This is a genomic window from Vannielia sp. ABF1_015, from assembly GCF_056160745.1.
On record NZ_JBSWXT010000001.1, the window covers coordinates 168,725 to 195,000 of the forward strand.

Consider the following 26,276-nt stretch of genomic DNA (forward strand, 5'->3'; position numbering starts at 1 on the left):
AGAAGTTTGTCGCACTAGGAGGTCCATGCAGTTCTACCTCCCCATCGCCGAGGTATCGGTGAACGCCTTCTTGCTCCTGGGCATCGGCGGCGTGGTGGGCATCCTCTCGGGGATGTTCGGGGTGGGCGGTGGCTTCCTGATCACCCCACTGCTGTTTTTCGTGGGCATCCCGCCCGCCGTGGCCGTGGCCACCTCCGCCAATCAAATCGTCGCCTCTTCCATCTCCGGCGTGCTCGCGCACCTCAGGCGAAAGACCGTCGATGTCCGAATGGGCCTTGTTCTGTTGGCGGGCGGCCTCGTTGGCGCGGCGCTTGGCGTCTGGGTGTTCAACATCCTGCGCCAACTCGGCCAGGTCGATCTGCTGGTAACCCTCTGCTACGTCGTCTTCCTCGGCATCATTGGCGCGCTGATGTTCATCGAGAGCCTCAATGCGATGCGCCGCACCAAGGGCGGCAAACTGCCCCCACGGCGCAAGCACAATTGGGTGCACAACCTGCCCCTGAAGATGAAATTCCGCACCTCTGGCCTCTATATCTCCGTCATCCCGCCGCTTCTGGTCGGCCTCTCGGTCGGGGTGCTGGCGGCCATCATGGGCGTGGGCGGCGGCTTCATCATGGTCCCGGCCATGATCTACCTGCTGGGCATGCCCACCAAGGTCGTCATCGGCACCTCGCTGCTGCAAATCATCTTCGTCACCGCATTCACCACGCTGCTGCACGCCACCACCAACCAAACGGTCGATATCGTGCTGGCCGTACTGCTGCTGGTCGGCGGGGTGGTGGGCGCGCAATTCGGCACCCGGATCGGCACCATGATGAAGGCCGAGCAGCTACGCATCGCCCTGGCCGGGCTGGTGCTGCTGGTCTGCGGCAAACTCGCGCTCGATCTGCTGCTGCAACCCACCGAGCTGTTCTCGCTCACGCCGCTGGGGGCGGGCTGATGCGCTGGCTCCTCGCCCTCCTCTTCCTCGCGGCCCCCGCCAGCGCCGCCGAAGAGGTGGTGGCCGACCTCTCGCAAAGCCGGGTTGGCATCAACGCCACCTTCAATGGCTCTGAAATCCTTGTGTTCGGCGCGGTCCGCCGCAACTACCCGGTGTCTCCCGCCGGTGAGCTGGGTGTTGTCATCACCGTCGCCGGCCCGTCCACGCCAGTCGTTGTGCGCAAGAAAAACCGCAAGGCGGGCGTTTGGGTCAATACCGAGGCTGTCGAGGTTGACCGGGCGCCCAGCTTCTACCAGATCGTCACCACCGATCCGCTCGACAGCCTGATCTCCGCCACCGCCGACCTGCGCCACAGCATCTCCATTGATCGCGCGATCCGCTCTGTCGGCGCGCCCGCGAGCATCGGCAACGCCGCCGACTTCACCGAGGCCCTTATTCGCATCCGCACCGACGCCGGGCACTACGCGCTGCAGGAGGGCGGGGTGACGATCCAGAAAGACACGCTCTTTCGCGCCAACGTCGCCCTTCCGGCCAACCTGACCGAAGGCAATTACACCACTCGCATCTTCCTGACCCGCGAAGGCGCAGTTGTGTCGAGCCACACCACCACCATTCACGTCTCCAAGGTCGGGCTGGAACGCTGGCTGCACGCGCTGGCCCATGAGCAACCGCTGCTCTACGGCCTGCTATCGCTCGCCATCGCCATCGCGGCAGGCTGGGGCGCCTCTGCGGTGTTCCGCTATATCCGGGGCTGATCCGCCCAACACATCATCGCTGATACACCACATGCCCCGCCCGGCGCGTTAACCCCTTCGGCTTTGCGCAAATACCGGATGCATGGGTTGTGCATAGGATGTGCATGGGTTGTGCATGTGACATTTTTGCAGTTAACGCGGTGCCGCAATGCGGCGCAACGGCATTTCTGCAAAGCAAATCAACGCTCTGTCAGCTTCAGCTCGATCCGCCGGTTCTTCGCCCGCGCCTCCGCCGTGTCAGCCGTGTCAATCGGCTGGTATTCCCCAAAGCCATTCGCGCTCAATCTCTGCGGCGGAACGCCGAGCCCCTCGCTCATGAACCGCACGACAGAGAGCGCCCTGGCCTGGCTCAACTCCCAGTTGTCGGCATATTCACCAAAGCCCGAAAGTGGCTGGTTGTCGGTATGGCCATCGACCTGAATCACCCAGTCGATCTCGGGCGGAATCTCGGCGGCGAGGCGGCGCAAGATCAGCGTAACCTTCTGAATTTCCTGCCGCCCTTCCGGTGAAAGCCGCGCCTCTGCCGGGGCAAAAAGCACCTCGGAGGAGAAGACAAACCTGTCCCCCTCGATCCGCACACCCTCGGTGTTACCCACAAGGTCGCGGAGCCGTCCGAAGAACTCCGAGCGATACTTTTCAAGGTCTTCCTGCGCCGCTTCCAGCCGCGCCCGCTCCGCCGCTTCCAGCTCCGCCCGTCGCCGTTCTTCCTGCGCAACCTTGGCCAGCGCGGCGTTCAGTTGCGCGCCCAGCGCCTCTATCTGCACCTGCGCGTCCTGATCCTTCTGCGTCGCCGCATCAATCACCCCCTGAAGCGCCCCCAATTGCGCCCTCAGAGCGGCCACTTGCTCGTTCAAAAGCGCCAGTTTTCGCTGCCCTTCGGCTGAGGCTACCTCACTGTTTTCCAACTCTTTATTGGCCTGAGCAAGAAGCGCATCCTTGCGCTCCGCCTCGCTCAGCGCCGCCTCTGCGCGGCCCTCTGCGGCCAGCTTCTCCGCCAGCGCCGCCGCCAGCTTTTCCCGCACCTGCGAGGCATCCCCAAGGTCCGCCTCCAGCGCCTCTTTGACGGCTTTCAACTCTGCGATTTCCCGCGCGTTTTCAGCAACTTCTGCCCGAAGCGCGGCAAGCTCCGCCTCCACCGCTTCCGCACGTGCCGCCAACGCATCCCGCGCCGCCTCCGCCTCACCCCGCGCCGCGCCCAGCGCCGCCAGTTCGGCTTTCGCCGTGGCCAGCTCGCCCGAAAGCCGGGCGGCCTCTTCTGCGGCGGAAGTGCCTGTTTCCACTTGGCTTTCCAACTGCGAGATCGACGCAAGAGCCGCCGCCAGTCGCGCGTTCAATGTCTCTTCCGCCGCCTCGGCCGCCGCCAGAAGGGTCAGCGTTTCCTCGGCCTTCTTGCGCTGCGCCTCCAGCGCGAGTGTCATCGCCGTCAATTCCGTCTCAGCTCCCTGCAAACGCTCCCTAAGTGCCTGAGCCGCCGCAGTTTCTGCCAGCCGGGCCTTCTCTTCTTCCGAAAGCTGCTCTTCCAGCCCAGCCACCTTTGCAGCGGCCTCGACCTTCTCTGCCTGCAGATCCGCCACCAGCGCCTCAAGCGCCTCCCGCCGTGCCGCAGCAAGCCGCGCGGCCTCCACTTGGGCGTCAACCTCCGTTCTTGCCGACGCAAGCGCTTGTTCCAACGAGGTTTTCTCGGCCTCCACGGCCTGCCGTGCGGCCTCTGCTGCGGCCAGATCCTCCGCCAGCCCGGCCCCCCGCTCCTGCGCGGCATCCCGCTCCACGATCAGCGCCGCAACCTGCGCCTCGAAGCCCGAAATCTTTTGCTGCGCGTCCTGCAGCGCCTCCTGCCCCGAGGCGATCTGGCCCCGCAACGACGCGATCAAGGCCGCCTGCCGCGCAGCATCCTCCTGCGCCGCCGAGATCGTTGCATCCCGCTGCGCGATGTCGCCCTGCAAGGCCTCCACCCGAGCGCGCTCAAGGCCCAGCGTATCGGCCAGAGAGGCCAGCTCTTCGCTCAGTTGGTTCAGCTCGCTTTCCTGCCCGGTGATGGTTTCGCGGAGCATGAATTGCACGATCATGAAGATCGACAGAACGAACATCAGCACCAGCAAAAGCGCCGTCATCGCATCCACAAACCCCGGCCAGATCGAGGCCGAGAACCGTTGGCCGCTGCGCCGGGAGAGGGCCATCAGCCGGGCCTCTTGGTCGCGTCGCGGATCACCCGGGTCAGCGCCGCAAGATCTGCGCGCAGGCCAGAGACGCTCTCTTGGCGACCGGCCGCTATATCTTCATGAATCGCAAGCAGTTGCGTGTCGATGGAGCGCAACCGCATGCGGCTTTCGGCATCAACACCGCCCTCGCCGGGCGCGAGATTGTCGAGCTTGGTGAGGAGGGCCTCGTTGCCCTCTGCAATCCGCCGCAGCAGCTTGTCGGTATTGCGCGGCTGCGCCATGTTCTCGGCGATCTTTTCCATCGCCAGTGCCACCTCGCCCATCCGGTCTTCCAGCATCGCGCGGGAGACATCGGACTGCGTGAACATCTCGCGCATCGCTTCCATCTGCTCGGCCATATGGTCAAGCACGCCAGCCGCCGAAGACGGGTCGGCAGCATCCCCGTCATTCGCGGCGAAGGAGACGCGGGTGATGGACGAAAGCCACTCTTCCAACTCACGGTAAAAGCGGTTCTGACCGTGGGAGGCGAAAAGCTCCAGCAAGCCGACAATAAGAGAACCGGCAAGCCCGAGAAGCGAAGAGCCAAAGGCCGTGCCCATCCCGCCAAGCTGCGCTTCCAGCCCGCCCATCAGGCGCGAAAAAACCTCCACACCGCCCTCGCCTTCCTGTGGCGCAAGGGAGCGGATCGTTTCAACAACGGCAGGCACAGTGGTGGCGAGCCCGTAGAAGGTGCCAAGAAGCCCGAGGAAAATCAGCAGGTTGACGAGATAGCGCGTGATATCGCGCAGCTCTTCAATCCGGGTGGCCACAGATTCGAGGATCGAGCGCGACGAGGTGGCAGAAATCTGCATCCGTCCGCGCCGTGACCGCAGAAGCGCCGCCAGCGGGGCCAGCAGCCGGGGCACCTTTGGCCCCACTTCCCGGTCGAGCGCAAAATCCTCCAGCCAATGTACCGAGCGCACCAATTGGTAGACCTGCCAGAAACAGGTGAACACACCGACCACGAAAACCAGCCCGATGGTGCCGTTGAGCCAGAGGTTGGCAAGGATCACCGGCATCACGGTGGGCAGCAGCAGGTAACTGCCCACGCCCACAAGGCCCAAGACAATGAGCATCTGCGCCACCTGGCGCACGGGTTGCGAAAAATGCGGCTCGGCCTCAGCCTCTGTCATGCTCATAGCGGGGTTAACGCCCTTTGCTTGTTGGCCTCACGATAGGGGCCCGGCCCCTTCTTGCCAATCACAAAGGGCTCAGGCGCCCTCACGCAGCTTGGCAGCAAGCCAGGCAAGGTCCGGGTCGGCTATGCCGATCTGGGCCAGATGATCGGCAGTGTTGAAGAGGTATTCGGAGTTGGGCCCGCGCCCGCCATGGGCATGAGCGATGATCTCGGCCTGCTGTTCAAGGCTGAGAGCCCCGCAATATTGCACGTGATCCCGGTCCACCACATAGGCCAGCGCTTTGAACGGCTCATACCCATCGGAGCGGAGCGTCACGACCGCTTCGAAATAGGCCGAAGAGATCAGCTCGCGCTCCCGCAGATCGGCCAGAACCTGCGGCTCCTGTCCCGGCGTCACACGCAGCGCAACGCCTTGGCAGGACGCGCCTTCTGCCTCATCGAGTGCCAGCACCAGCCCCGGCTCTTCTTCGGTGCCACGGTGGTGGATCGACAACATGCAAAAGGCCCGGTGATACCCATCAAGACGCGCCAGCCGCTGCTCGGCCACCTCGAATCCGGGGTTCCAGAGCAGGCTGCCGTAACCGAACACCCAGAGCGGGTTGGGAAGTTTGCTATCGGGGATCATCCGCCTCGCCTTTCCATCTGCGGCCCGGTAAACCAGATCGCGTCAAAAACCGAAAGGGGCGTGGATGCTGCGCCGGATTATAGTGGTGGTGCTGGTGGCCGTGCTCGCTTGGGGTGGGTATTGGGCTGTTGGCGCATGGGGGCTGAAAAAGGCCGTGCTCGGCTGGCTGGAAGAGCGCCGGGCCGATGGCTGGCAGGCCGAGGCCGAGCAGGTGGTTGTGCGAGGCTTCCCCAACCGGTTCGACCTTGAGCTGAACACGCTGAAGCTGGCAGACCCGAAGACCGGCTGGGCGTGGAATGCGCCGTTTTTTCAAAGCCTTGCCCTGAGCTACAAGCCCTACCACGTCATCGCCGTCTGGCCTGATACCCAGAGCCTGCAAACGCCCTACGAACGGCTCAACATCACATCCGAGCGGCTTCGCGGCAGCCTGATGCTGACGCCAACCTCGCTCGCGCTGAAACGGTCGAGCTTTGAGCTGGACGGGGTGGAGATTACCTCAGACGCCGGGTGGACAAGCCGATTGACGGAGGGCCGGCTGGCGACGCGAACTTTGCCCGAGGATTTTCCGGATCCGACGGTTCATCAGGTGAGCTTCTCGGCACACGCTTGGCAGGTGCCATCGCGGCTGTTGGCAGAGTTGAATGCCGCTGATCTGGTGCCCGATACGCTGGATAGCGTCACCGCAGACGTCACCATCACCTTCTCTGCCCCCTGGGACCGCTATGCCATTGAACGCGCCCGCCCCCAGCCGCGCCATGTGGAGATCAGGCTGGCCGAGGCTAAATGGGGGCAAATGGAGTTGAAACTGGCCGGCAGCTTTGATGTGGATGAGTCTGGCGTGCCGGAGGGCTCTGTTCTGGTGAAGGCAACCAACTGGCGCGAAATTCTGGCCGTTGGCGTTGCATCGGGCATGGTGCCCGCAGATTTCGAGATGCCGATCACCACCGCGCTGGAACTGGCCAGCCAACTGGCGGGCAGCCCCAAGACACTGGATATTCCGCTGAACTTTAAAAACGGCCAAACCCGCATCGGCCCCGCGCCCATCGGCCCCGCGCCTGTCATCCTGTTGCGGTAAGGCTCAGGCCTGCGCGCCGCTCTGCTGTGCCTCGCGCGGCTTGGCTGATAGGGCCTGATAGGCATCATATTGCGCCAGAAACAGCTCGCCCGAGAGAGCTTCAAGAAAGTGGGTGCGGCCAAGCCGGTCTGTGACCGGGCCTTTCACCTCCGACATGTGCAGGCGCACGTTGAGGCCGATGAGGCGGGTATTCAGCGCCTCCAGCGATTCAAGCGCCGAAAGGTCGATCTCGTTCACGGCAGAGCACATCAACACCACATCGCGCAGTTCCTGGTTTTTCACAACGCGGTCGAGCACATAGTCTTCGAGGTAGCGGGCATTGGCGAAATAGAGGCTTTCGTCGATCCGGATGGTCAGCAGGGTTGGCGAAGTCTCCACCATGTGGCGCAGCACGTTGCGAAAGTGCTGGGTGCCCGGCACCAGCCCCACCTCGGCGATATGGGGCTTGGAGGTGCGGTAGAGAAAAAGGCCGATCGAGATCACCACGCCCGCCGTTACCCCGGTTTCAACGCCAAGGCCGAGGGTCAGCAGGATGGTGGCCAGAACGGCGGCAAAATCGGCGCGGCTGTATGTCCACGAGGTTTTCAGGATCTTGAAATCGACCAGTGAGAGCACCGCAACGATGATGGTGGCCGCCAGCGTCGCCTTGGGCAGAAAATACACCAAAGGCGTGAGGGCGACGGCGGCGATGGCGAGGCCTACGGCAGTATAGGCCCCCGCTGCCGGTGTCTCTGCGCCCGCATCAAAGTTGACGACCGAACGGGCAAAACCGCCCGTCACCGGGTAGCCGCCAGTGAAGGCCGCGCCGAGGTTGGCCGCGCCGAGGCCAATTAACTCCTGATCGGGGTTGATCCGCTGGCGCTTCTTGGCCGCCAGCGTTTGGGCCACCGAGATCGACTCCACAAAGCCGATGATCGAGATCAGCAGCGCGGGCACGAACAGCGCGCCCAGCATCTCGGTGGAAAAGTCGGGCATGGTCAGCGGCGGCAATGCTTGCGGCACAGCCCCCACCACCGCAACGCCACGCTCGGTCAGGCCAAAGGCCCATGTAACGAGCGTGGTAACGACGACGGCAGCCACCGGCCCCGCCTTGGTGGCAATGTCAGCAAGCCGGGGCTTGAGCCCTGCCTTCAACAACGCGGGCCTCAGCCCCTTGCGGACCCAAAACAGGAAAGCCGTGGCAGTGACGCCGACCACAAGGGTGATCACATTGGTCTGGCCAAGCTGGGTAACGAGGCGTTCCACCATCTCGACAAGCGTGTGCCCGCCGCCTTGCACTCCGAGGATGTGCTTGAGCTGCGAGGTGGCGATAAGGATGCCGGACGCGGTGATAAACCCCGCGATAACGGGGTGTGACAGGAAATTGGCCAGAAACCCGAGCCGGAACACCCCCAGAAGCAGGAGCATCCCGCCGGAGAGAAAGGCCAGCGTCAGCGCGGCGGTGGCATAGCCCATGGTGCCCTGCTCGGCCACCTGCCCAACGGCAGCGGCCGTCATCAGCGACACCACCGCCACCGGCCCCACGGCCAGCGCGCGCGAAGTGCCGAAGATGGCATAGAGGATGATCGGGACGATGGAGGCATAGATGCCAGCCTCCGGCGGCAACCCGGCCAGCAGGGCATAGGCCAGCGACTGCGGGATCAGCATGATGGTGACGATCAGCGCGGCGATCAGGTCATTGGAGAGGGTATCGCGCGAGTAGTCGCGGCCCCAGTCGAAGACCGGCAGATACTTGCGGGCAAGGCGCAGCAATATCAGCCCGCCGCGCCAAGAAACGCGCCAAGCTCGTAGCCTGCGTCACGCGTTTTTGCCAAAACATCCTCAGTTGGTCGCATCCGGGCTTCGCGAAGCGCCCAGACCATGGCCGATCGCGTGCCGGTGCGGCAGAAGGCCAGCACCGCGCCCGGGGATTTGCTGCTCAAGATCTCGCCCAGCGCATCGGCATGGCTTTCACGCACATCCGCGCCGGTGACCGGCAAGAGATGGAAGGCGAGGCCAAGCCGCTTGGCCTCCGCACCCAGCGTCGCTGCTTCGGGTTGCCCCGGCACCTCGCCATCCGGGCGGTTGCAGATGATGGTGCGAAACCCGGCTGCGGCGAGCCCTCCCAGATCGTCAGGCACGATCTGGCCCGCAACGAAAAAGTCGCCGTCGAGTGGCTTGGGCTTAACCATGGCTCAAAGCCCGTTCAGCGGGACTTTGAGCATCGGCTTGCCGTCCTTGTCCGTCGGGATCTCGCCCGCGCGCATGTTCACCTGCAACGACGGGATGATGAGCTTTGGCATGTCGAGCGTGGCATCGCGTTCTGTGCGGAACTTGATGAAATCCTCTTTCGTCTTGCCTTTGCCCACGTGGATATTGTGCGCGCGCTCATCCGCAACTGTGGTTTCCCACTGAATGTCGCGGCCATTCGGCCCGTAATCGTGGCACATGAACAGGCGCATCTCGTCAGGGAGCGCCAGCACTTTCATGATGCTCTCGTAGAGCACGCCTGCGTCGCCGCCAGGGAAGTCGGCACGCGCCGAGCCGCCATCGGGCATGAAGAGCGTGTCGCCAACAAAGGCCGCATTGCCGATGACATGGGTCATGCAGGCAGGGGTGTGGCCCGGGGTAAAGATCGCCACCGCGTCGAGCCCGCCGATCTTGTAGGTATCCCCATCCTCGAACAGCGCATCAAACTGCGAGCCATCGCGCTGAAACTCGGTGCCCTCGTTGAACACCTTGCCGAAGGTATCCTGCACCGTCTTGATGTGGGTGCCGATGCCGATCTTGCCGCCCAGCTGTTGCTGGATGTAGGGCGCGGCGGAGAGATGGTCGGCGTGGACGTGGGTTTCGATCAGCCAGTCAACGGTAAGTCCGTGCTCCCGCACGTAGGCGATGATCTCGTCGGCATTGTCATAGGTGATGCGGCCGGCCGCATAGTCGATATCCATCACGCTGTCGATCACGGCGCAATGCTCGCTGGCCGGATCCTTCACCACGTAGGAGATGGTGTTGGTCGCCTCGTCGAAGAAGGCTCTGACCTCGGGGACAATGGTGATGTCGATGGGGTAGTCGCTCATGTGAACCTCCATTTCGGGCGGGGGCGCTCAGGCCCTTGCCACCTCGGGTTTCTTTCGCGCAGTTATTTTTTGCAGCGTCTTGGCCAGCAGGACACCTGCCACCAGCGCCGCGACGAAGATGAACACCTCGATGCGGCCCGTGCCGAGGGCCGGAAGCGCGCCGCCGGGGCAGAAGCCGGCGATGCCCCAGCCGATGCCAAAGACAAGCGAGCCGCCGATCAGGCGCGCGTCGATCTGGCGGGTGTTCGGCAGGCTGAAGCCGGTGGCCCAGATCGGTGCCGCGCGGCGAAACATCAGACGGTAGCCAATGAGGGTGACAACCAGCGCCCCGCCCATAACGAAGATCAGGCTCGGATCCCAGCTGCCCGCAACATCGAAAAAGTTGATGACCTTGGCCGGGTTGGCCATGCCGGAAATGGAGATGCCGAGGCCGAAGATCAGGCCGATGAGGTAGATCAGGATGTGCTTTTTCATGGATCAGCCCCCGATCACGTGGCGGATGACATAAACCGTGGCCGCCGTGCCCACCATGAAAGAGAGCGTGGCCACGATCGAGCGCGGCGAGAGCCGGGCCATGCCACAGACGCCGTGGCCCGAGGTGCAGCCCGCGCCATAGGTCACGCCAACGCCCACAATCACTCCGCCCAGCGCCAAGAGCGGCGTGGACACGGGCACAGAAATGGCGGGCCAGTTGCCGGTAATCGCGAGGAAAACCAGCGGGCCGGAGACCATTCCGGCCAGCAATGCGGCGCGCCACGAGAACTCCGAAGGGCTGCTTGGCTGGATGAAACCTGCCAAGATTCCGGTGGCGCCGAAGATGCGCCCGAGCGTGGCCATCAGCATCACGGCTGCAAGCCCGATCAGCAGGCCCCCGCCGAGAGAGGCATAGGGTGTAAACTCGGTTTCCATTGGTGTGACATCTCCGTTTCATGCGTTGCGGGCCGCGCGGCAGCGACCCGTCTCTGGCGTTGACATCTATATATTCCATTTTTTGCATCTGACAAGGGGCGATCAGAGCCGTGCCAGAAATGCTCCAATCCGCTCACGGTCAATCGGCTTGCCCAGCAGTTCCAGCCCAAGCGCAGCACAGGCCTCCCGCAGACGGCGCGAACGGTCGGCAGAAATCACGCGGGCAGGCAGCTTGCCAAAGCGCCCGGAGAGCAGGGAATACAGCTCCGTGCCCGACATGCCGCGCCCCAGCTGCTCATCAAGCAATAGCGCATCAGGCTTCAGCTGCACCTCAGCCAGCAGTTCCAGCGCCTCATCGGCATTATGCGCGTGAAGCACATGCGCGCCCCAGCCCTCGATCATCATGCCAATCGCGCGGGCGAGGGCAGTGTCATTCTCCACGAGCAGCACAAGCGGCGCGCGCTCCCGCAGGTCGGGCTCCTCCAGCGCGCGGCGGGCGCGGGCCGGCATGGCCCGTTCGGCCATCGGCACATTCAGGGCAAAGCAACTGCCCTGCATCGGTGCCGACCAGAGCGACAGCGGATGGCCAAGGCCCTTGCACGCCCGCTCCACGATGGCCAGCCCAAGGCCAAGGCCATCGCCGCCGCCATTTTCGAGCCTCTTGAACTCCTGAAAGACCAACGCCTGATCTTCCTCGGCAATCCCACGCCCCGTGTCCCACACCTCGATCCGCGCCGAACCACCGTTGCGGCGCACACCCAGCACCACACGCCCCCGGTCGGTGTAATTGACCGCGTTCGAGAGCAAATTCTGCACGATGCGCCGCAGAAAGGCCGGGTCAGACCTGACGGTAAGGCCACTGTCGATGATCTTGAGGCGCAATCCCTTGGCGCGGGCGAGCGGCTCGATCTGGTGGCGCAGGGGCTCGAAGATGGCGCGCAGAGGCACCGGCTGCACCTCGAAACTCGCCTGCCCGAGGTCCAGCTTGGAGATATCCAGAAGCGCGGTGATGATCTCTTCCACGTTGACCAAGGCCTGCGCCGTCTTGTCGGCCAGTTCCGACGGGGCCCCATCCCCCACGGCTTCCGCCAGCGACGACAGGAACAGCTTGGCCGCAGAAAGGGGCTGCATCAGGTCATGGCTGGCCGCCGCAACAAAGCGCGATTTGGAGGTGTTGGCGCGCTCCGCCTCGGTGAGGGCATCTTCCAGCTCCAATGTGCGCTCTTCCACCCGCTGTTCGAGTAATTCGTTGATGTCTTTCAAATCTTTGGCCGCCTGTCGCTCGGCGGTGATATCGGTGAAGGACACCACAAAGCCCCGGTCCGGCATTTCCTGCGCAAACCCCTGCAAGATCCGCTCGCCCGCCGTTGTCAGCTCAAAGCTCAGGGGCGCGCGCCCGCTGCGCCGGGCCGCCCAATCCACAAGGGTTTCAAGCGTCAGCCAGTCAGAAAACCCGGCTTGCGTGCCCAATTGGCGGCTGATCTCAATGAAGTCTGCGCCCAGCACCTCTTCCGGCAGGCCGATATCGAAAAGCTCGCCCAATCGGTCGTTCCACCCGACAAGCCGTGCGTTGGCGTCAAAGATGGCAACGCCTTGGGTCAAATGGTCGAGCGTGGCCTGCAGCATCTGGGCATGACCGTGCTGCAACCGCTCCCGTTCACGCCGCTCTGCGCGGAAAATCGAGGTCACGTCAGTTTGCAGGATGACCGTGCCACCAGAGGCGGTCCGATGCTCGGAGACCTGAAGCCAGCGGTCGCGCACCAGCGAGACATTGAAAACCGAATGCGCATCACGGTGGCGGCGCATCCGGCGGGCGGCCCAATCGCCGGGGTCTTCGCCTTTTGGCAGCGAGATAGCGCGGCTCTCGGATACCAGCCGCACGTACTCGGCAAAGCTGAGCCCCTCGGTGAGCTTTGGCTTGATGTCCGACAGGGATTTGCAAAAGCGGCTGTTGGCGAGCACCAGCTTTTCGGAGGCATCAAAGAGCGCAAAGCCCTCGGCCACCGTCTCGATCGCATCGGCAAGGTTGGAGCGGGCGGCCACGGCGGAGCTGTTGGCTCGGGCGAGGCTGGCGTTTGAATCCTGCAAGAGGTCCAGCGCCCGCTCCAATTGCTCCGTGCGCTCGCGCACCTGCGCTTCCAGCAGCGCGGCCCGTTCAAACTGGGCATAGGCAAGGCCGCTCTCTTCGTTTTTCTGCTCAACCCGGCGCATGAGCGACTCGGCGATCTGCAACAACTTCTCGTTCTGCCGCTCAAGACTGTCTTCAGGGTTGACTAGCATCCCCTACACCGCCCCCTCGGGCGGGTAGAACGCAACGCCGGTCATCGTCTGATTCACATGCAGTGGCCCGAATTGCTCACCATAGGTGGAAAACCCCGAGACCTTATGCCGTGACAGCGTGTCAGACAGGCCCCGCACCGCCTGCGCCCGCTCGGCCTCCATGCGCCGCAACAGGCAATCGCACCCGAGAATTGAAAGGGGCGCCTCTTCGCGGGCAAGGGCCGAAAGCTCCTCTTCCAGATGGCTGACAATATCCTGCTTGTGGGCCACGGTCAGAACCATGCCCTCGTCGATGGCGGAAAAGAACTGCAACTCACCCGCGTCCGTCACCCGTTGAATTGCCCTGACATGGTGCTCCCCCCCGATACGGACGACCACGGGGTGGGCGGCGAAGGTGAAGGTATCAAGCTGGTCAGGGTCCTTGCCGACAATCCGCGCGTACTCACGCGCCGCAGGCTCGGCGTTGATGGCTTTCACGATCCTCGCGGTCGGGTCCGCCTCGGTCACCACCATACGCTCCTCGGTCGGCAAGAGGTGATTGATAGAGAAAACCCGGATCGGTAGGGCCGTCCGGACCAGCGCCAGAACGGCGGCATCCTGAGCCACCTCGGCATTGAGGGCGACGCGGGTGCGGGCAAAATCCACCCCATCGCCCGCAGAGCCGCCAAACAACGGCATCCCGCCCAGCGCGGGGGAGAGCGCGGCGGCCAAAATGTCTTCTTTCAGTGAGAGGCCATCGACCAGCAAGAAAGCGAACGCGTTGGGGCGGTCCGGAGCCTGCTCCGATAGTGTGAGCCGCTCCCGCACCAGCCTGTCTCCAAAGGCCTGCGCATCCCGGCTGCTCAACTCGCGGATCATGACGGCGGCGGTAGAAAACGTCTCCGCCGGAAAGCCGACGGCCACCACGCGCTCTTCAACATATCCGGCGCGCCCGATCTCACCCGCCGTCGTGCAGGCCATCACCTGCGCCTCTCCAAACTGCCCCGAGGCCGCTGTGACCAACTCCGTAAAGTCGCCCACCGGGCTGACGAAGAGGCAAACGAGCGAAAACGGGCCGGGGCCGAGTTCTTCTGCCAGCACCCCGAGAGGGTCGGGATCTGTCGCGAAGGCTTCTGCGACCTGCGGGCCGAGATGCAGCAAGGCTTGGTGCCGTTGGCCGTCTTTGGTCAGTGTCACAGGGGCTCCTCCCACGTGCCACCGGGGCGCATCCGAAAGCGCCAGTGGCGGCACAAGTTAGGAGGAGACAGGCGCGCTTGGCAATACGGCTGAAAAACGGGCCTGTCCGGCCACAAGCACCGCCTGCGTGCGGCTTTGAACGCCGAGCTTGCGCATGATCGCGGTGACATGCGCCTTAACCGTGGTCTCGGCGATGGCCAGATCGAAGGCGATTTGCTTGTTCAGCTTGCCTTGGCAGATCAACTGAAGAATGCGCGCCTGCTGCGCAGTCAGGGTGGAAAGCCGCTCAACGGCATCGCCCGCATCGCCCTCTTTGCCCTCCGCCTCAACAAAATCATCCGGCAGGTAGGTTTCGCCGCGCGCAACGGCGGCGAGTGCCTCGCGAAAGGTGCTGCGCGGGCTGTGCTTGGGCACAAACCCCGCCGCACCGGCCTTGAGCGCGGCCGAGATCACCTGATTTTCAGCCATCGAGGAGGCAACAAGAACCGGAACACCCCGCGCAGCGGCTTTGAGGCGGATCAGACCGTCGAGGCCAGACACATCCGGTAGGTTGAGATCCAGCACCACCAGATCGGGCAGCGCCTCGCCCAGCAGTGTCAGCGCGGTTTCCAACCGGTCGCAGGTGCGAACCTGCCGAAAGGCGGCAACGCTTGTGAGCGTCAGTTCGAGCGCGTCGCAAAACAGCGGGTGGTCATCCACCACCAGCGCCCAGCCGGTGAACGCGCCTGAAGGGATATCACGGTCGATCTGTTCCATGTGGCCAGACTATCCGCCGAAGATTGGTCAGTCACTTGCCAATTGGTCGGGGGCGGGTGACACTCGCACCCGACAAAACCCGATGGGCCCCAACCAAGCCTTTGGTCGAATAGGCGCGGCCCCTCGCGCTTCCTAGGGTCTTCATCAATTGAGGGAGGTGATTCATGGAACTCAGCGACAGCCGTGTAATAAAAGCCGATCCGCAAACCGTCTGGAACGGGCTGCTGGATGCCGATGTGCTCAAGGCCTGCGTGCCGGGCTGCACCGAAATGTCAGGCTCTCCCGAAGAGGGCTTCGAAGCGACCGTGGTGCAAAAGGTTGGCCCGGTGAAGGCCACGTTCAAAGGGGCGGTCACGCTTACGGACATGAACGAGCCCCACAGCGTTACCATCAGCGGTGAAGGCAAGGGCGGCGCGGCAGGCTTTGCCAAGGGCGGCGCTGATGTGGAGCTCAAGGAAGTGCCCGAGGGCACAGAGCTGACCTATAAGGTGGAAGCCAAGGTGGGCGGCAAACTTGCCCAACTCGGCTCGCGCATCATCGACGGCTTCGCCAAGAAGATGGCCGACCAGTTCTTTCAAAATTTCCAGACGGCCATCGAGGGTCCGCCCGAGGGCGAGGAAGACCCGGCCGAAGATGCAGAGACAGAAAAGAAAGGGTGGCTCAAGCGCCTGACCGGCAGCTGACCCTCCCCGACCCAGCACAACACGCCAGGATAACCACATAGGGAGGATTGCAATGGCAACGGTAACCATGACGGTCAACGGGAAAGCCCGGACCGGCGAAGCGGAAGGGCGGACCCTCCTCGTTTCGTTCTTGCGAGAAGAATTGAAACTCACCGGCACCCACGTTGGCTGTGACACCAGCCAATGCGGTGCCTGTGTCGTTCATGTGAACGGCGAGGCGGTTAAGGCCTGCACCATGTTTGCCCAAGAGGCAGATGGTGCCGAGGTGAGCACGATCGAGGGCCAGGCCAACGCCGACGGCTCGCTCAACGCCATTCAGCAGGCGTTTCAGGACTACCACGGCCTACAGTGCGGCTTTTGCACCCCGGGCATGGTGATGTCCGCCGCGGCCCTACTCAAGGACAACCCGAAGCCGACCGAGCAGGAAGTTCGCAACTACCTGCAGGGCAACATCTGCCGCTGCACCGGCTACCACAACATCGTCAAGGCGATCATGGCAGCCAGCGGGCAGGACGTGAGCGCGGTTGCCGCCGAGTGAGCCTTCCCGGCCCCCGCTCTGCGGGCCGGATCAGCTTTAGGGTGGGCCCTGCCCACCATCCCCAAGGGAGGAGATAAGATGCCCAAAGACGGTGGCATTGGCGCCAGCACCAAGCGGCGCGAAGACGTGCGGTTCTTGACCGGCAAAGGCAAGTATACCGACGACATCAACATTCATGGTCAGGCCTACGTGTATTTTCTGCGTTCCGACGTGGCGCACGGCAAGCTGAACAGCGTAGACACCTCTGCCGCAGAAGGGATGCCCGGCGTTGTGCGCATCTTTACCGGCAAGGACTTCGAAGGCATCGGTGGGCTGCCCTGCGGCTGGCAGGTGACCGATCGGCACGGCGAGCCGATGCAAGAGCCGCCGCATCCTGTGCTGGCCCAAGGCAAGGTGCGCCACGTGGGCGACCCGATTGCCGCCGTGGTGGCCGAGAGCCTGGAGGAGGCGCGTGACGCCGCAGAGGCGATCGACGTCGATATCACCGACCTTCCCGCCGTGATCGACATGAAAGCCGCCGTGCAGGATGGCGCCCCCAAGGTGCATGACGACCTGACGAGCAACCTCTGCTACGATTGGGGCTTCGTGGAAGACAACCGCGACGCGGTGGATGAGGCGATCAAATCCGCCCATCACGTCACCACGCTGGAGCTGAAGAACAACCGCCTCGTCGCCAACCCTATGGAGCCCCGCGTGGCCGTGGGGGACTTCAACGACGCGACGGGCGATCATACGCTCTACACCACCTCGCAAAACCCGCATGTCATTCGCCTGCTGATGGGCGCTTTCGTGCTGGGCATTCCCGAGCACAAGCTTCGGGTTGTCGCGCCCGACGTGGGCGGCGGCTTCGGCACCAAGATCTTCCACTACGCCGAAGAGGCCTTCTGCACCTTCGCCGCCAAGGAAGTGAAGCGCCCGGTGAAGTGGACCTGCTCACGCTCCGAGGCCTTCATCTCCGACGCTCACGGCCGCGACCACGTCACCAAGATCGAGCTGGCGATGGACGCAGAGGGCAACTTTACCGCCCTGCGCACCGAGACTTACGCGAACATGGGGGCCTATCTCTCCACCTTCGCGCCTTCGGTGCCCACCTGGCTGCACGGCACGCTGATGGCCGGCAATTACAAGACGCCGCTGATCTACGTGAACGTGAAGGCCGTCTTCACCAACACGGTGCCGGTTGACGCCTATCGCGGCGCAGGCCGCCCCGAGGCAACCTACCAGCTGGAGCGCGTGATCGACAAAGCTGCCCGCGAGATCGGGATGGACCCGATCGAACTGCGGCGGAAGAACTTCATCACCGAGTTCCCCTACGCCACGCCGGTTGCGGTCGAGTATGACACCGGCGACTACCACGCCACGATGGACAAGCTCATCGAGGTGGCCGACTTCGCCGGGTTCGAGGCGCGTGCCGCCGAGAGCAAGGCACGCGGCAAGCTGCGCGGGCTGGGCGTGAACTGCTACATCGAGGCCTGCGGCATCGCGCCGTCCAACCTCGTCGGCCAGCTCGGCGCCCGTGCGGGCCTCTATGAGAGCGCAACGGTGCGGGTGAACGCGACCGGCTCGATCTCGGTGATGACCGGCTCGCACAGCCACGGGCAGGGCCATGAAACCGCCTTCCCGCAGGTGGTGGCCGACATGATCGGCATCGACGCCTCCCAGGTGGAGATCGTTCATGGCGACACCGCAAACACCCCGATGGGCATGGGCACCTATGGCTCCCGCTCCCTTGCGGTAGGTGGCTCGGCCATGGTGCGTGCAACCGAGAAGATCATCGCCAAGGCGAAGAAGATCGCGGCGCACCTGATGGAAGCCTCCGAGGGCGACATCGAGCTAAAGGACGGTGCCTTCACCGTGGCCGGCACCGACAAATCGGTGGCCTGGGGCGATGTGACTCTCGCAGCCTACGTGCCCCACAACTACCCGCTCGAAGACATCGAGCCGGGTTTGGAAGAAACCGCCTTCTACGATCCGTCCAACTTCACCTACCCCTCCGGCGCTTACAGCTGCGAGGTCGAAGTGGACCCGGACACCGGCAAGGTGGAAGTGCTGGCCTTCGCGGCAGCGGATGACTTCGGCAACGTGGTCAACCCGATGATCGTTGAAGGCCAGGTGCACGGCGGCATCGCCCAAGGCATCGGGCAGGCCATGCTCGAGAACTGCGCCTACGACGATGACGGCCAGCTGCTTTCGGGCTCTTACATGGATTATGCCATGCCCCGTGCGGCCGACCTGCCAAATTTCATCGTGGATCACTCCTGCCAGACCCCCTGCACCCACAACCCGCTTGGGGTGAAGGGCTGCGGCGAGGCCGGGGCCATCGGCTCTCCGCCTGCACTGGTCAACGCCGTCTGCGATGCATTGCAGCGCGCCGGAAAGGATGTGAAACATATCGACATGCCGCTGTCGCCCGCCCGGGTCTGGGCCGCGATGAACGGTTGAGGAGACACGAACATGTATGACTTCGACTTCGAAAAGCCTTCCACCATCGACGAGGCCGTTGCGGCCCTGTCGAGTGAAGGGGCGCAGGCACTTGGCGGCGGGCAAACCCTGATCCCCACGCTCAAGCAGCGCCTCAACATGCCCGAAAAGCTGGTGTCTCTCACTGGTATCGCCGAGATGAAAGGCGTGTCGTCGGATGGCGGCACGATGAAGATCGGCGGCGGCACCACCCACGGGACCGTGGCCAAGGAAGCCAAGGGCAGCTTTGCGGGCCTCTCCAAGTTGGCCTCGCTCATCGGCGATCCGGCGGTGCGCAACCGTGGCACCATCGGCGGCAGCCTCGCCAACAACGACCCGGCGGCCTGCTACCCCTCGGCCTGCATGGCCACCGGCGCGACCATCCGCACCAACAGCCGCGAGATTGCCGCGGGTGACTTCTTCGACGGGCTGTTCACCACAACGCTCGAAGAGGGGGAAATCATCACCGGTGTCGATTTCCCGGTTCCGCAAGCCTCGGACTACCAGAAGTTCGAACAGCCGGCTTCGCGCTTCCCGCTCGTTGGCGTCTTCGTGGCCAAGTACGGCGACCGCGTTGGCGTGGCCGTGACCGGCGCGGGTGAAGATGGCGTGTTTCGCTGGGCAGAGGCCGAGGAGGCGCTTGCGGGCAACTTCTCTGCCGATGCGGTGTCCGGCCTCACCCACTCTGCCGACGGTCTTATCAACGACCTGCACGGCACTGCCGAGTATCGCGCTCATCTGATCAGCGTGCTCACCAAACGGGCCGTCGCAGCGGCAAGCTAACCGCCACCGGCAGCAGGAAAACACTAGCGCACCGCCCTCCCGGCGGGGCGTTTCTCTTTGGGGGCTCAAGAAAAATTTGATTAACGCGGCGCAATATCTCATGGCCCGCATGCAGGCTCTGTGCCACGATCAGCACCGATCTCAAGTTTTCATGTCTCTGGGAGGATAAAATGAAAACACGTCGCCAATTCCTCAACATTGCAGGCGCTGCGGCCCTCGCGACCGCTGGTTTCAGCGCTCAGGCCCAGGCTCAGGAAACGCTGAACCTGCACCAGATGCTGCCCCCGCAAGCCTCCGTGCCTTCGCAAATCCTTGAGCCTTGGGCTGCCAAGGTTGCAGAAGAATCGAATGGCACGCTCACCATCAAGCACTTCCCCTCCATGCAGCTCGGCGGCACCCCGCCCGAGTTGATGGACCAAGCCAAAGACGGCGTTGCCGATATTGTCTGGACGGTGATCGGCTACACCCCGGGCCGGTATCCGCGCTCCGAGGTGTTTGAGCTGCCCTTCATGGCCACCACGGCTGAAGCCACGTCGATGGCCTTCTGGGACATGTTCGACGAGCACATGAAGGACACCGAGTTCAAAGACCTGCACATCATCGGCACGTGGGTGCATGGCCCCGGCCTGATCCACACCAAGGATCCGGTCGAAAGCCCCGAAGACCTGCAAGGCATGAAGATTCGCGGCGGCTCGCGCCTGGTGACGAACCTCGTCGAGAAGCTCGGCGCAACCGCCGTTGGCATGCCGGTTCCGGCTGTGTCTGAAGCCCTCTCCAAGGGCGTGATCGACGGCACCACCATCCCGTGGGAAGTGACCACCGCCGTGAAAAGCTCGGAGCTGGTGACCAACCATACCGAGTTCACCGGCAACTCCCTCTATGTTCTTGGCTTCGTGCTTGCCATGAACAAGGATAAGTACGAGAGCCTGCCGGACGAGGCCAAAGCCGCGCTGGACGCCAATTCCGGCGCAGAATTCTCTGCCTGGGCCGGCAAGATGATGGACGAGCTCGATGCGCCCGGCCTGAAGATTGCCGAAGACCTTGGCAACAACATCATCACCATCGACGCCGAGGGCACCGAAGAGTGGAAAGAGCTCGCCCAGCCCATTTACGAAGAATGGGTGGCCGACATGGAGAGCAAAGGGATCGACGGGCAGGCGCTCATTGATCAGGCCCGCGCCAAGATCGACGAATACAGCAAGTAAAACACTCCACATGAAACAAAGCGCCCCGCCTCAGAGCGGGGCGTTTTTTTGCGATGATCGCTGAGATCGTCGATTTTATTGCTGGCGCGAAGGTGTGATATACGGCAAACTCGGCACTATAATGCAAAAACCATCAGGTTAACGGGAGGAGTTAGAGGATGGATCGCAGAACGATTTTGGGGGCCATGGGCGGCGTTGCCCTTGCCGCTTTCGGCGCCACGAGTGCATTGGCGCAGGAGGTGACACTCCGGATGCACCAGTTCCTGCCACCGCAGGCCAACGTGCCCAAGCTGGTGCTCGACAAATGGGCCGCTGATGTCATGGAGCAGTCAGACGGGCGCATCAAGGTAGAGCACTATCCCTCGATGCAGCTTGGCGGCAAGCCACCCGAGCTGATGGACCAAGCCATCGACGGATCAGCCGATATTGTCTGGACGGTGGTGGGCTACACGCCCGGTCGCTACCCGCGCACCGAGGTCTTCGAGCTGCCCTTCATGGTGACAACGGCCAAAGCGGCCAGCCGCGCCTATTGGGAGATGTTCGAAGAGCACATGCGCGATACCGAGTTCAAGGATCTCCACATCCTCGGCACTTGGGTCCACGGCCCGGGCCTGTTCCACACCAAGGATCCAATTGAAGTGCCCGCCGACCTCGACGGCATGAAAATTCGCGGCGGCTCTCGCACCGTGAACATCCTGCTCGAAAAGCTCGGCGCAACGCCCGTTGGCCTGCCCGTTCCGGCCGTGTCGGAGGCGCTGTCCAAAGGCGTGATCGACGGCACCACCATCCCGTGGGAGGTGACGGCCTCGCTCAAGGTGGCCGAGCTCGTTGAAAACCACACCGAGTTCAAGGATGTGTCGCTCTACACGCTCACCTTCGTGCTGGCGATGAACAAGGACAAATACGAGAGCCTGCCCGATGACCTCAAGAAGGTGATCGACGATAACTCCGGCCTCGAATTCTCCATGTTCGCAGGCGACACGATGGAGGCCTCCGATGCCCCGTCGCGCAAGATCGCCGAAGACCTTGGCAACAACATCATCACCCTCGACGAGGACGCCACCGCCGAATGGCGTGAGCTTGCCGAGCCGATCTACGAAGAGTGGGTGAAGGACATGGAGGCCAAGGGCATCGACGGTCAGGCGCTGATCGACGAAGCCCGCGCCAAGATCGCTGAATACACCGAGTGATTCTGAGCCAAGTGTGAAATTCGGGCCGTAGCGGTAACGCTGCGGCCCTTTTTCGTGTCAGATGCTCATCCGAACGGCATCGGCCACGGCTTCCGGCGTGATGTCAAAGTGACGATAGAGATCGGGGAAGTCACCCGACGCCCCAAAACCTTCCATCCCGATAAACGCACCCTCCGCCCCTATGTAGCGATCCCAGCCAAAGCGCACGGCCGCTTCAACGGCAACACGGGGCGCGCGCCCAAGCACTTCATCGCGGTAGGCCTTAGGCTGGGCCTCAAACAGCTCCCAGCAAGGCATCGAAACCACCGCCGTCTCAACGCCCTGCGCGGCCAGCTGATCACGCGCGGCAAGAGCGATTGCCACCTCGGAGCCCGTCGCCAAAATCGTCGCCCGGCGCGGCCCGTTTGCCTCCACCAGAACGTAAGCCCCTTTGGCAGACCGGTTTTCCTTACCGGCATCTGGCCGCACAACCGAGAGCGGCTGGCGAGAGCAGATAATGGAGGTTGGGCCATCAGCATGGGTGAGCCCCAGTTCCCAAGCCTCGGCCATTTCAATCGCATCCGCCGGTCGGATCGTCCACATATTCGGGTAGGCTCGTAGCGAGGCGAGATACTCGACAGGCTGATGCGTTGGGCCGTTCTTGCCGATCCCGATGGAATCGTGGCTGAAGATGAACAGCCCCGGAATGCGCATCAGCGCGGCCATCCGAAGGGTGTGGCGCATGTAGTCTGAAAAGACGAGGAAAGTGGTGCCCATCGCCACGATCCCGCCGTGCACCGTCATCCCGTTCATCATCGCGCCCATCGCGTGCTCGCGGACGCCGTAGTGGATGTAACGACCGGAACGATCGTTGGCGGTGAAAGGGGCAAGCTGGCGTTTGTGTTGTGTGGCGGCTTCAAGGTCGGGCGCACCGGAGATGAGCTCTGGGATAGCCTCAGCCATAGCGGCGACCATCTCGCCGGAGGCGCGAATGCCGGGCAAGCCCCCTGCGTCGGCCAGTTCTTCCTTCTTCTTCGCAAGCGCCGTCTGCCATCCGCTCGGCAGCTCACCGGCCATCAACCTGTTCCATTCGGCGCGGGTCTCGGGCGGAAGGGCATCAACCCGCGCTTGCCAGGCTTCCCTCGCCGATGTGCCCCGCGCTCCAGCCTCTCGCCAAGCAGCCTCTACCCCTCCCGGCAGTTCAAACGGCGCATGGGGCCAGTCCAGTTTCTCGCGCGCGGCGTCAGTGTCTTCCGTGGTGATCTTGCCCCCGTGGGCGGCGCGATCGTTCTGGATCCGGGGGATGCCGTAGCCGATCAGAGTGCGGCAAGCGATCATGCTGGGCCGATCATCGGATTTCGCCTTGGTTATGGCGTCCGAAACCGCCTCCGGGTCGTGCCCGTCCACCTCCTGCACATGCCAACCATTGTTCTCAAATCGGGTAGCCTGATCTTCCGACACCGCCTGATCGGTCGGCCCGTCATCGGTCATCCTATTGTCATCCCATAGGAAAATCAGCTTGCCCAGCTTCAGGTGCCCCGCGATAGCGATGACTTCGGCTGCGATCCCTTCCATCAGGCAGCCATCGCCAGTGTAGGCATAGGTGTAATGGTCAACGATCCCATCGCCGAACTTGGCGTTCAGAATGCGCTCGGCCACGGCCATGCCCACAGCATTCGCAATGCCCTGCCCCAACGGCCCCGTTGTGGTTTCGATCCCGGCCTCCGGATCATACTCCGGGTGGCCCGCGGTGTGAGAGCCAAGAACACGGAAGTTTTTCACCTGCTCCATGTCGATCTTCTCATAACCACAAAGGCAAAGAAGCGAATAGAGCAGCATCGAGCCGTGACCAGCTGAGTGCACAAAGCGGTCGCGATCCGGCCATGTTGGGTTGGCGGCATCAAACTTGAGGTGGCGGGTGAAGAGCGCGGTCACAATATCAGCCCCTCCGAGGGGGGTGCCGGGGTGCCCATCGGCGGCACGCACGATGGCATCCATCGAAAGGAAGCGGATCGCATGCGCCATTCGCCGCATGTCGACGGCAGTTTCGGTCGAATTCTGAATATTCATGCCCGGCTTCCTCCTCAACGGACGGGTCTAAAACCCGCGCCCGTTCCTAGCCATTGGCCCGGATCGGAGCAAACTCGAAAACTTAATGATCTTGTTAGGAAAACTACACACAAGCGCCAGACACAAAAAAACCCGCCAAAGGCGGGCCGTGATGTTGGTTGCGGGGGTAGGATTTGAACCTACGACCTTCAGGTTATGAGCCTGACGAGCTACCGGGCTGCTCCACCCCGCGACACTTATGTGCGCGATTGCTTCGTTCGAACTTTCGCGCTGGTCATCGTTTTGAGAGATACGGCGGATGACTTCTTACTAGGTTTGGCGGCGACCTACTCTCCCACGTCTTAAGACGCAGTACCATCGGCGCTACGGCACTTAACGGCCAGGTTCGGGATGGAGCTGGGTGTTTTGCTCGTGCTATGACCACCAAACCAAGAAAGAAATCATCATCGTCCAAGCCAAGCACGCGTTGTGGTGTAGTACGGCTTTCGATCAGTAACGGCCTTGCTGTTACTGGATCAAATCAAGCCTATCGGGCAATTAGTACCGGTCAACTGAACGCATTGCTGCGCTTACATCTCCGGCCTATCGACGTGGTGGTCTACCACGGCCCTCAGGGATACCTTGTTTTGAGGGGGGCTTCCCGCTTAGATGCCTTCAGCGGTTATCCTTTCCGATCATAGCTACCCAGCACTGCCGTTGGCACGACAACTGGTCCACCAGTGGATCGTTCACCCCGGTCCTCTCGTACTAGGGGCAACTCCTCTCAAGTATCCTACACCCACGGCAGATAGGGACCGAACTGTCTCACGACGTTCTAAACCCAGCTCACGTACCTCTTTAAACGGCGAACAGCCGTACCCTTGGGACATGCTCCAGCCCCAGGATGAGATGAGCCGACATCGAGGTGCCAAACGGTGCCGTCGATATGGACTCTTGGGCACCATCAGCCTGTTATCCCCGGCGTACCTTTTATCCGTTGAGCGATGGCCCTTCCACTCGGGACCACCGGATCACTATGGCCGTCTTTCGACTCTGCTCGACTTGTCAGTCTCGCAGTCAGGCTGGCTTATGCCATTGCACTCAACGAGCGATTTCCGACCGCTCTGAGCCAACCTTCGCGCGCCTCCGTTACTCTTTGGGAGGCGACCGCCCCAGTCAAACTACCCGCCACACAGGGTCCCGGATCCGGATAACGGACCGCGGTTAGACATCAAGCAGAGCAAGGGCGGTATCTCAAAGGAGACTCCACAGGAACTAGCGTCCCTGCTTCAAAGTCTACCGCCTATTCTGCACATGCTGTGCCTGATGCCAGTGTGAAGCTGTAGTAAAGGTGCACGGGGTCTTTCCGTCTAACCGCGGGAAGCCTGCATCTTGACAGGCAATTCAATTTCGCTGAGTCGATGTTGGAGACAGCGGGGAAGTCGTTACGCCATTCGTGCAGGTCGGAACTTACCCGACAAGGAATTTCGCTACCTTAGGACCGTTATAGTTACGGCCGCCGTTTACCTGGGCTTCAATTCAAGGCTCTCACCTCTCCTTTTAACCTTCAGGCACCGGGCAGGCGTCAGACCCTATACGTCGTCTTGCGACTTCGCAGAGCCCTGTGTTTTTAGTAAACAGTCGCCACCCCCTGGTTTGTGCCCCCGGATCCAAGTTGCCTTGAACCCGGGCCTCCTTCTCGCGAACTTACGGAGGTATTTTGCCGAGTTCCTTCAACATCGTTCTCTCAAGCGCCTTGGTATTCTCTACCAGTCCACCTGTGTCGGTTTAGGGTACGGTCTGATGGAAGGCTATTTCCTGGAACCCCTAAGCAGCCCATTCAATCCGATAAGGATGAACTACCTTCGGGATCCGTCACATCTTCCTGGCCCACGAATATTAACGTGGTTCCCATCGGCTACGCATTTCTGCCTCGCCTTAGGGGCCGGCTTACCCTGCTCAGATTAGCTTTAAGCAGGAACCCTTGGACTTTCGGCGACAGGGTCTCTCACCCTGTTTGTCGCTACTCATGTCATCATTCTCGCTAGTGATCTCTCCACCGGATCCCTCACAGGCCGGCTTCACAGAAAACTCCGAGCCTTCAATACACCCCGAGGGATGTAGAAAAGGCGTGGAGTTATGTCACACTACGCTCCGCTACCATGCATTACTGCATCCTAAGCTTCGGCTCATGGCTTGAGCCCCGTTACATCTTCGCCGCAGGACAACTTATCTAGACCAGTGAGCTGTTACGCTATCTTTAAAGGATGGCTGCTTCTAAGCCAACCTCCTGGTTGTTTTGGTCGTCCCACCTGCTTTCCCACTTAGCCATGAATTAGGGGCCTTAGCTGTAGGTCAGGGTTGTTTCCCTCTCCACGACGGACGTTAGCACCCGCCGTGTGTCTGCCATCTAGTACTTCCGGGTATTCGGAGTTTGGTTAGGATCAGTAAGCCTGTGGGGCCCCATTACCCATCCAG

General features: G+C 62.5%; 21 protein-coding genes, 1 tRNA gene and 2 rRNA genes (1 of these 24 cut by a window edge). 9 read left to right on the forward strand and 15 right to left on the reverse strand.

Going from position 1 to position 26,276, the window contains the following annotated elements:
- Window positions 1-25 precede the first annotated feature (25 nt).
- Window positions 26-940, forward strand: a complete 915-nt coding sequence (locus ACXAG6_RS00815) for a sulfite exporter TauE/SafE family protein (protein WP_140015857.1) — start codon at window positions 26-28, stop codon at window positions 938-940.
- Entirely contained in the window at window positions 940-1,695 is a 756-nt protein-coding gene (locus tag ACXAG6_RS00820) for a TIGR02186 family protein (RefSeq protein WP_475334094.1), read from the forward strand. The genes ACXAG6_RS00815 and ACXAG6_RS00820 overlap by 1 nt, the downstream gene beginning before the upstream one ends.
- A gap of 179 nt (window positions 1,696-1,874) precedes the next feature.
- Here ACXAG6_RS00820 and ACXAG6_RS00825 read toward each other — a convergent pair whose 3' ends face one another.
- From ACXAG6_RS00825 to ACXAG6_RS00835, 3 genes are all read right to left on the reverse strand, one after another.
- On the reverse strand, window positions 1,875-3,872 hold the full coding sequence (locus tag ACXAG6_RS00825; RefSeq protein ID WP_475334095.1) for a peptidoglycan -binding protein: 1,998 nt from the start codon (window positions 3,870-3,872) through the stop codon (window positions 1,875-1,877).
- The gene (locus tag ACXAG6_RS00830) at window positions 3,872-5,032 is read right to left on the reverse strand and encodes a biopolymer transporter ExbB (protein ID WP_475334096.1); all 1,161 of its coding nucleotides are present in this window, start codon (window positions 5,030-5,032) and stop codon (window positions 3,872-3,874) included. The genes ACXAG6_RS00825 and ACXAG6_RS00830 overlap by 1 nt, the downstream gene beginning before the upstream one ends.
- Before the next feature lie 72 nt (window positions 5,033-5,104).
- Window positions 5,105-5,656 carry a gamma-glutamylcyclotransferase gene (locus ACXAG6_RS00835; protein ID WP_475334097.1) on the reverse strand — a complete coding sequence of 184 codons (552 nt, stop codon included), beginning with the start codon at window positions 5,654-5,656 and terminating at the stop codon, window positions 5,105-5,107.
- 64 nt (window positions 5,657-5,720) lie between these two features.
- Here ACXAG6_RS00835 and ACXAG6_RS00840 point away from each other — a divergent pair, with 64 nt between their 5' ends.
- The gene (locus ACXAG6_RS00840) at window positions 5,721-6,731 is read left to right on the forward strand and encodes a DUF2125 domain-containing protein (RefSeq protein ID WP_475334099.1); all 1,011 of its coding nucleotides are present in this window, start codon (window positions 5,721-5,723) and stop codon (window positions 6,729-6,731) included.
- Between the two features lie 3 nt (window positions 6,732-6,734).
- On the opposite strand, the gene ACXAG6_RS00845 is transcribed toward ACXAG6_RS00840, so the two are convergent.
- The 8 genes from ACXAG6_RS00845 to ACXAG6_RS00880 all read right to left on the reverse strand — a co-directional run bounded on the left by ACXAG6_RS00845 (window position 6,735) and on the right by ACXAG6_RS00880 (window position 14,911).
- Entirely contained in the window at window positions 6,735-8,480 is a 1,746-nt protein-coding gene (locus ACXAG6_RS00845) for a SulP family inorganic anion transporter (RefSeq protein WP_475337890.1), read from the reverse strand.
- A gap of 5 nt (window positions 8,481-8,485) precedes the next feature.
- Window positions 8,486-8,902, reverse strand: coding sequence for a protein tyrosine phosphatase family protein (locus ACXAG6_RS00850; protein ID WP_475334100.1), 417 nt, complete (start codon window positions 8,900-8,902; stop codon window positions 8,486-8,488).
- 3 nt (window positions 8,903-8,905) lie between these two features.
- On the reverse strand, window positions 8,906-9,790 hold the full coding sequence (locus ACXAG6_RS00855) for an MBL fold metallo-hydrolase (RefSeq protein WP_475334101.1): 885 nt from the start codon (window positions 9,788-9,790) through the stop codon (window positions 8,906-8,908).
- A 27-nt stretch (window positions 9,791-9,817) separates the two neighbouring features.
- Entirely contained in the window at window positions 9,818-10,264 is a 447-nt protein-coding gene (locus ACXAG6_RS00860) for a DUF6691 family protein (protein WP_475334103.1), read from the reverse strand.
- A 3-nt stretch (window positions 10,265-10,267) separates the two neighbouring features.
- A complete protein-coding gene (locus tag ACXAG6_RS00865) occupies window positions 10,268-10,699 on the reverse strand; it encodes a YeeE/YedE family protein (protein ID WP_475334104.1) in 432 nt (143 codons plus the stop codon).
- 102 nt (window positions 10,700-10,801) lie between these two features.
- The gene (locus ACXAG6_RS00870; RefSeq protein ID WP_475334106.1) at window positions 10,802-12,979 is read right to left on the reverse strand and encodes a hybrid sensor histidine kinase/response regulator; all 2,178 of its coding nucleotides are present in this window, start codon (window positions 12,977-12,979) and stop codon (window positions 10,802-10,804) included.
- Between the two features lie 3 nt (window positions 12,980-12,982).
- Window positions 12,983-14,155 carry an FIST N-terminal domain-containing protein gene (locus tag ACXAG6_RS00875; protein WP_475334107.1) on the reverse strand — a complete coding sequence of 391 codons (1,173 nt, stop codon included), beginning with the start codon at window positions 14,153-14,155 and terminating at the stop codon, window positions 12,983-12,985.
- Between the two features lie 57 nt (window positions 14,156-14,212).
- Window positions 14,213-14,911, reverse strand: coding sequence for a response regulator (locus ACXAG6_RS00880; RefSeq protein ID WP_475334108.1), 699 nt, complete (start codon window positions 14,909-14,911; stop codon window positions 14,213-14,215).
- 164 nt (window positions 14,912-15,075) lie between these two features.
- Between ACXAG6_RS00880 and ACXAG6_RS00885 the strand changes: the two genes are divergently transcribed.
- From ACXAG6_RS00885 to ACXAG6_RS00910, 6 genes are all read left to right on the forward strand, one after another.
- On the forward strand, window positions 15,076-15,594 hold the full coding sequence (locus ACXAG6_RS00885; RefSeq protein ID WP_140015869.1) for a CoxG family protein: 519 nt from the start codon (window positions 15,076-15,078) through the stop codon (window positions 15,592-15,594).
- 52 nt (window positions 15,595-15,646) lie between these two features.
- Entirely contained in the window at window positions 15,647-16,132 is a 486-nt protein-coding gene (locus tag ACXAG6_RS00890; RefSeq protein WP_140015870.1) for a (2Fe-2S)-binding protein, read from the forward strand.
- A gap of 78 nt (window positions 16,133-16,210) precedes the next feature.
- A complete protein-coding gene (locus ACXAG6_RS00895; protein ID WP_475334109.1) occupies window positions 16,211-18,574 on the forward strand; it encodes a xanthine dehydrogenase family protein molybdopterin-binding subunit in 2,364 nt (787 codons plus the stop codon).
- Window positions 18,575-18,586: 12 nt separating this feature from the next.
- On the forward strand, window positions 18,587-19,375 hold the full coding sequence (locus ACXAG6_RS00900) for an FAD binding domain-containing protein (protein WP_475334110.1): 789 nt from the start codon (window positions 18,587-18,589) through the stop codon (window positions 19,373-19,375).
- Window positions 19,376-19,545: 170 nt separating this feature from the next.
- The gene (locus tag ACXAG6_RS00905; RefSeq protein WP_475334111.1) at window positions 19,546-20,580 is read left to right on the forward strand and encodes a TRAP transporter substrate-binding protein; all 1,035 of its coding nucleotides are present in this window, start codon (window positions 19,546-19,548) and stop codon (window positions 20,578-20,580) included.
- A gap of 158 nt (window positions 20,581-20,738) precedes the next feature.
- The gene (locus tag ACXAG6_RS00910) at window positions 20,739-21,770 is read left to right on the forward strand and encodes a TRAP transporter substrate-binding protein (RefSeq protein WP_475334113.1); all 1,032 of its coding nucleotides are present in this window, start codon (window positions 20,739-20,741) and stop codon (window positions 21,768-21,770) included.
- Between the two features lie 57 nt (window positions 21,771-21,827).
- Here ACXAG6_RS00910 and tkt read toward each other — a convergent pair whose 3' ends face one another.
- The 4 genes from tkt to ACXAG6_RS00930 form a co-directional block, all read right to left on the reverse strand.
- Window positions 21,828-23,819 (reverse strand): transketolase, encoded by a 1,992-nt coding sequence (tkt, locus tag ACXAG6_RS00915; protein WP_475334114.1) that lies wholly within the window; start codon window positions 23,817-23,819, stop codon window positions 21,828-21,830.
- Between the two features lie 155 nt (window positions 23,820-23,974).
- Window positions 23,975-24,051: transfer RNA gene (locus tag ACXAG6_RS00920), tRNA-Met, on the reverse strand.
- A gap of 81 nt (window positions 24,052-24,132) precedes the next feature.
- A 5S ribosomal RNA gene (rrf, locus tag ACXAG6_RS00925) occupies window positions 24,133-24,247 on the reverse strand.
- A gap of 88 nt (window positions 24,248-24,335) precedes the next feature.
- Window positions 24,336-26,276: ribosomal RNA gene (locus ACXAG6_RS00930) — 23S ribosomal RNA — on the reverse strand; it runs 888 nt beyond the window's last position.

Bases quoted from the DNA above. Each gene is read 5' to 3' on its own strand.
- ACXAG6_RS00860 (WP_475334103.1), bottom strand. From the start codon at position 10,264: ATGAAAAAGCACATCCTGATCTACCTCATCGGCCTGATCTTCGGCCTC.
- ACXAG6_RS00830 (WP_475334096.1), bottom strand. From the start codon at position 5,032: ATGAGCATGACAGAGGCTGAGGCCGAGCCGCATTTTTCGCAACCCGTG.
- ACXAG6_RS00820 (WP_475334094.1), top strand. From the start codon at position 940: ATGCGCTGGCTCCTCGCCCTCCTCTTCCTCGCGGCCCCCGCCAGCGCC.
- ACXAG6_RS00865 (WP_475334104.1), bottom strand. From the start codon at position 10,699: ATGGAAACCGAGTTTACACCCTATGCCTCTCTCGGCGGGGGCCTGCTG.
- ACXAG6_RS00835 (WP_475334097.1), bottom strand. From the start codon at position 5,656: ATGATCCCCGATAGCAAACTTCCCAACCCGCTCTGGGTGTTCGGTTAC.
- ACXAG6_RS00890 (WP_140015870.1), top strand. From the start codon at position 15,647: ATGGCAACGGTAACCATGACGGTCAACGGGAAAGCCCGGACCGGCGAA.
- ACXAG6_RS00815 (WP_140015857.1), top strand. From the start codon at position 26: ATGCAGTTCTACCTCCCCATCGCCGAGGTATCGGTGAACGCCTTCTTG.
- ACXAG6_RS00910 (WP_475334113.1), top strand. From the start codon at position 20,739: ATGGATCGCAGAACGATTTTGGGGGCCATGGGCGGCGTTGCCCTTGCC.
- ACXAG6_RS00870 (WP_475334106.1), bottom strand. From the start codon at position 12,979: ATGCTAGTCAACCCTGAAGACAGTCTTGAGCGGCAGAACGAGAAGTTG.
- ACXAG6_RS00850 (WP_475334100.1), bottom strand. From the start codon at position 8,902: ATGGTTAAGCCCAAGCCACTCGACGGCGACTTTTTCGTTGCGGGCCAG.
- ACXAG6_RS00840 (WP_475334099.1), top strand. From the start codon at position 5,721: ATGCTGCGCCGGATTATAGTGGTGGTGCTGGTGGCCGTGCTCGCTTGG.
- ACXAG6_RS00825 (WP_475334095.1), bottom strand. From the start codon at position 3,872: ATGGCCCTCTCCCGGCGCAGCGGCCAACGGTTCTCGGCCTCGATCTGG.
- ACXAG6_RS00905 (WP_475334111.1), top strand. From the start codon at position 19,546: ATGAAAACACGTCGCCAATTCCTCAACATTGCAGGCGCTGCGGCCCTC.
- tkt (WP_475334114.1), bottom strand. From the start codon at position 23,819: ATGAATATTCAGAATTCGACCGAAACTGCCGTCGACATGCGGCGAATG.
- ACXAG6_RS00895 (WP_475334109.1), top strand. From the start codon at position 16,211: ATGCCCAAAGACGGTGGCATTGGCGCCAGCACCAAGCGGCGCGAAGAC.
- ACXAG6_RS00855 (WP_475334101.1), bottom strand. From the start codon at position 9,790: ATGAGCGACTACCCCATCGACATCACCATTGTCCCCGAGGTCAGAGCC.
- ACXAG6_RS00900 (WP_475334110.1), top strand. From the start codon at position 18,587: ATGTATGACTTCGACTTCGAAAAGCCTTCCACCATCGACGAGGCCGTT.
- ACXAG6_RS00885 (WP_140015869.1), top strand. From the start codon at position 15,076: ATGGAACTCAGCGACAGCCGTGTAATAAAAGCCGATCCGCAAACCGTC.
- ACXAG6_RS00880 (WP_475334108.1), bottom strand. From the start codon at position 14,911: ATGGAACAGATCGACCGTGATATCCCTTCAGGCGCGTTCACCGGCTGG.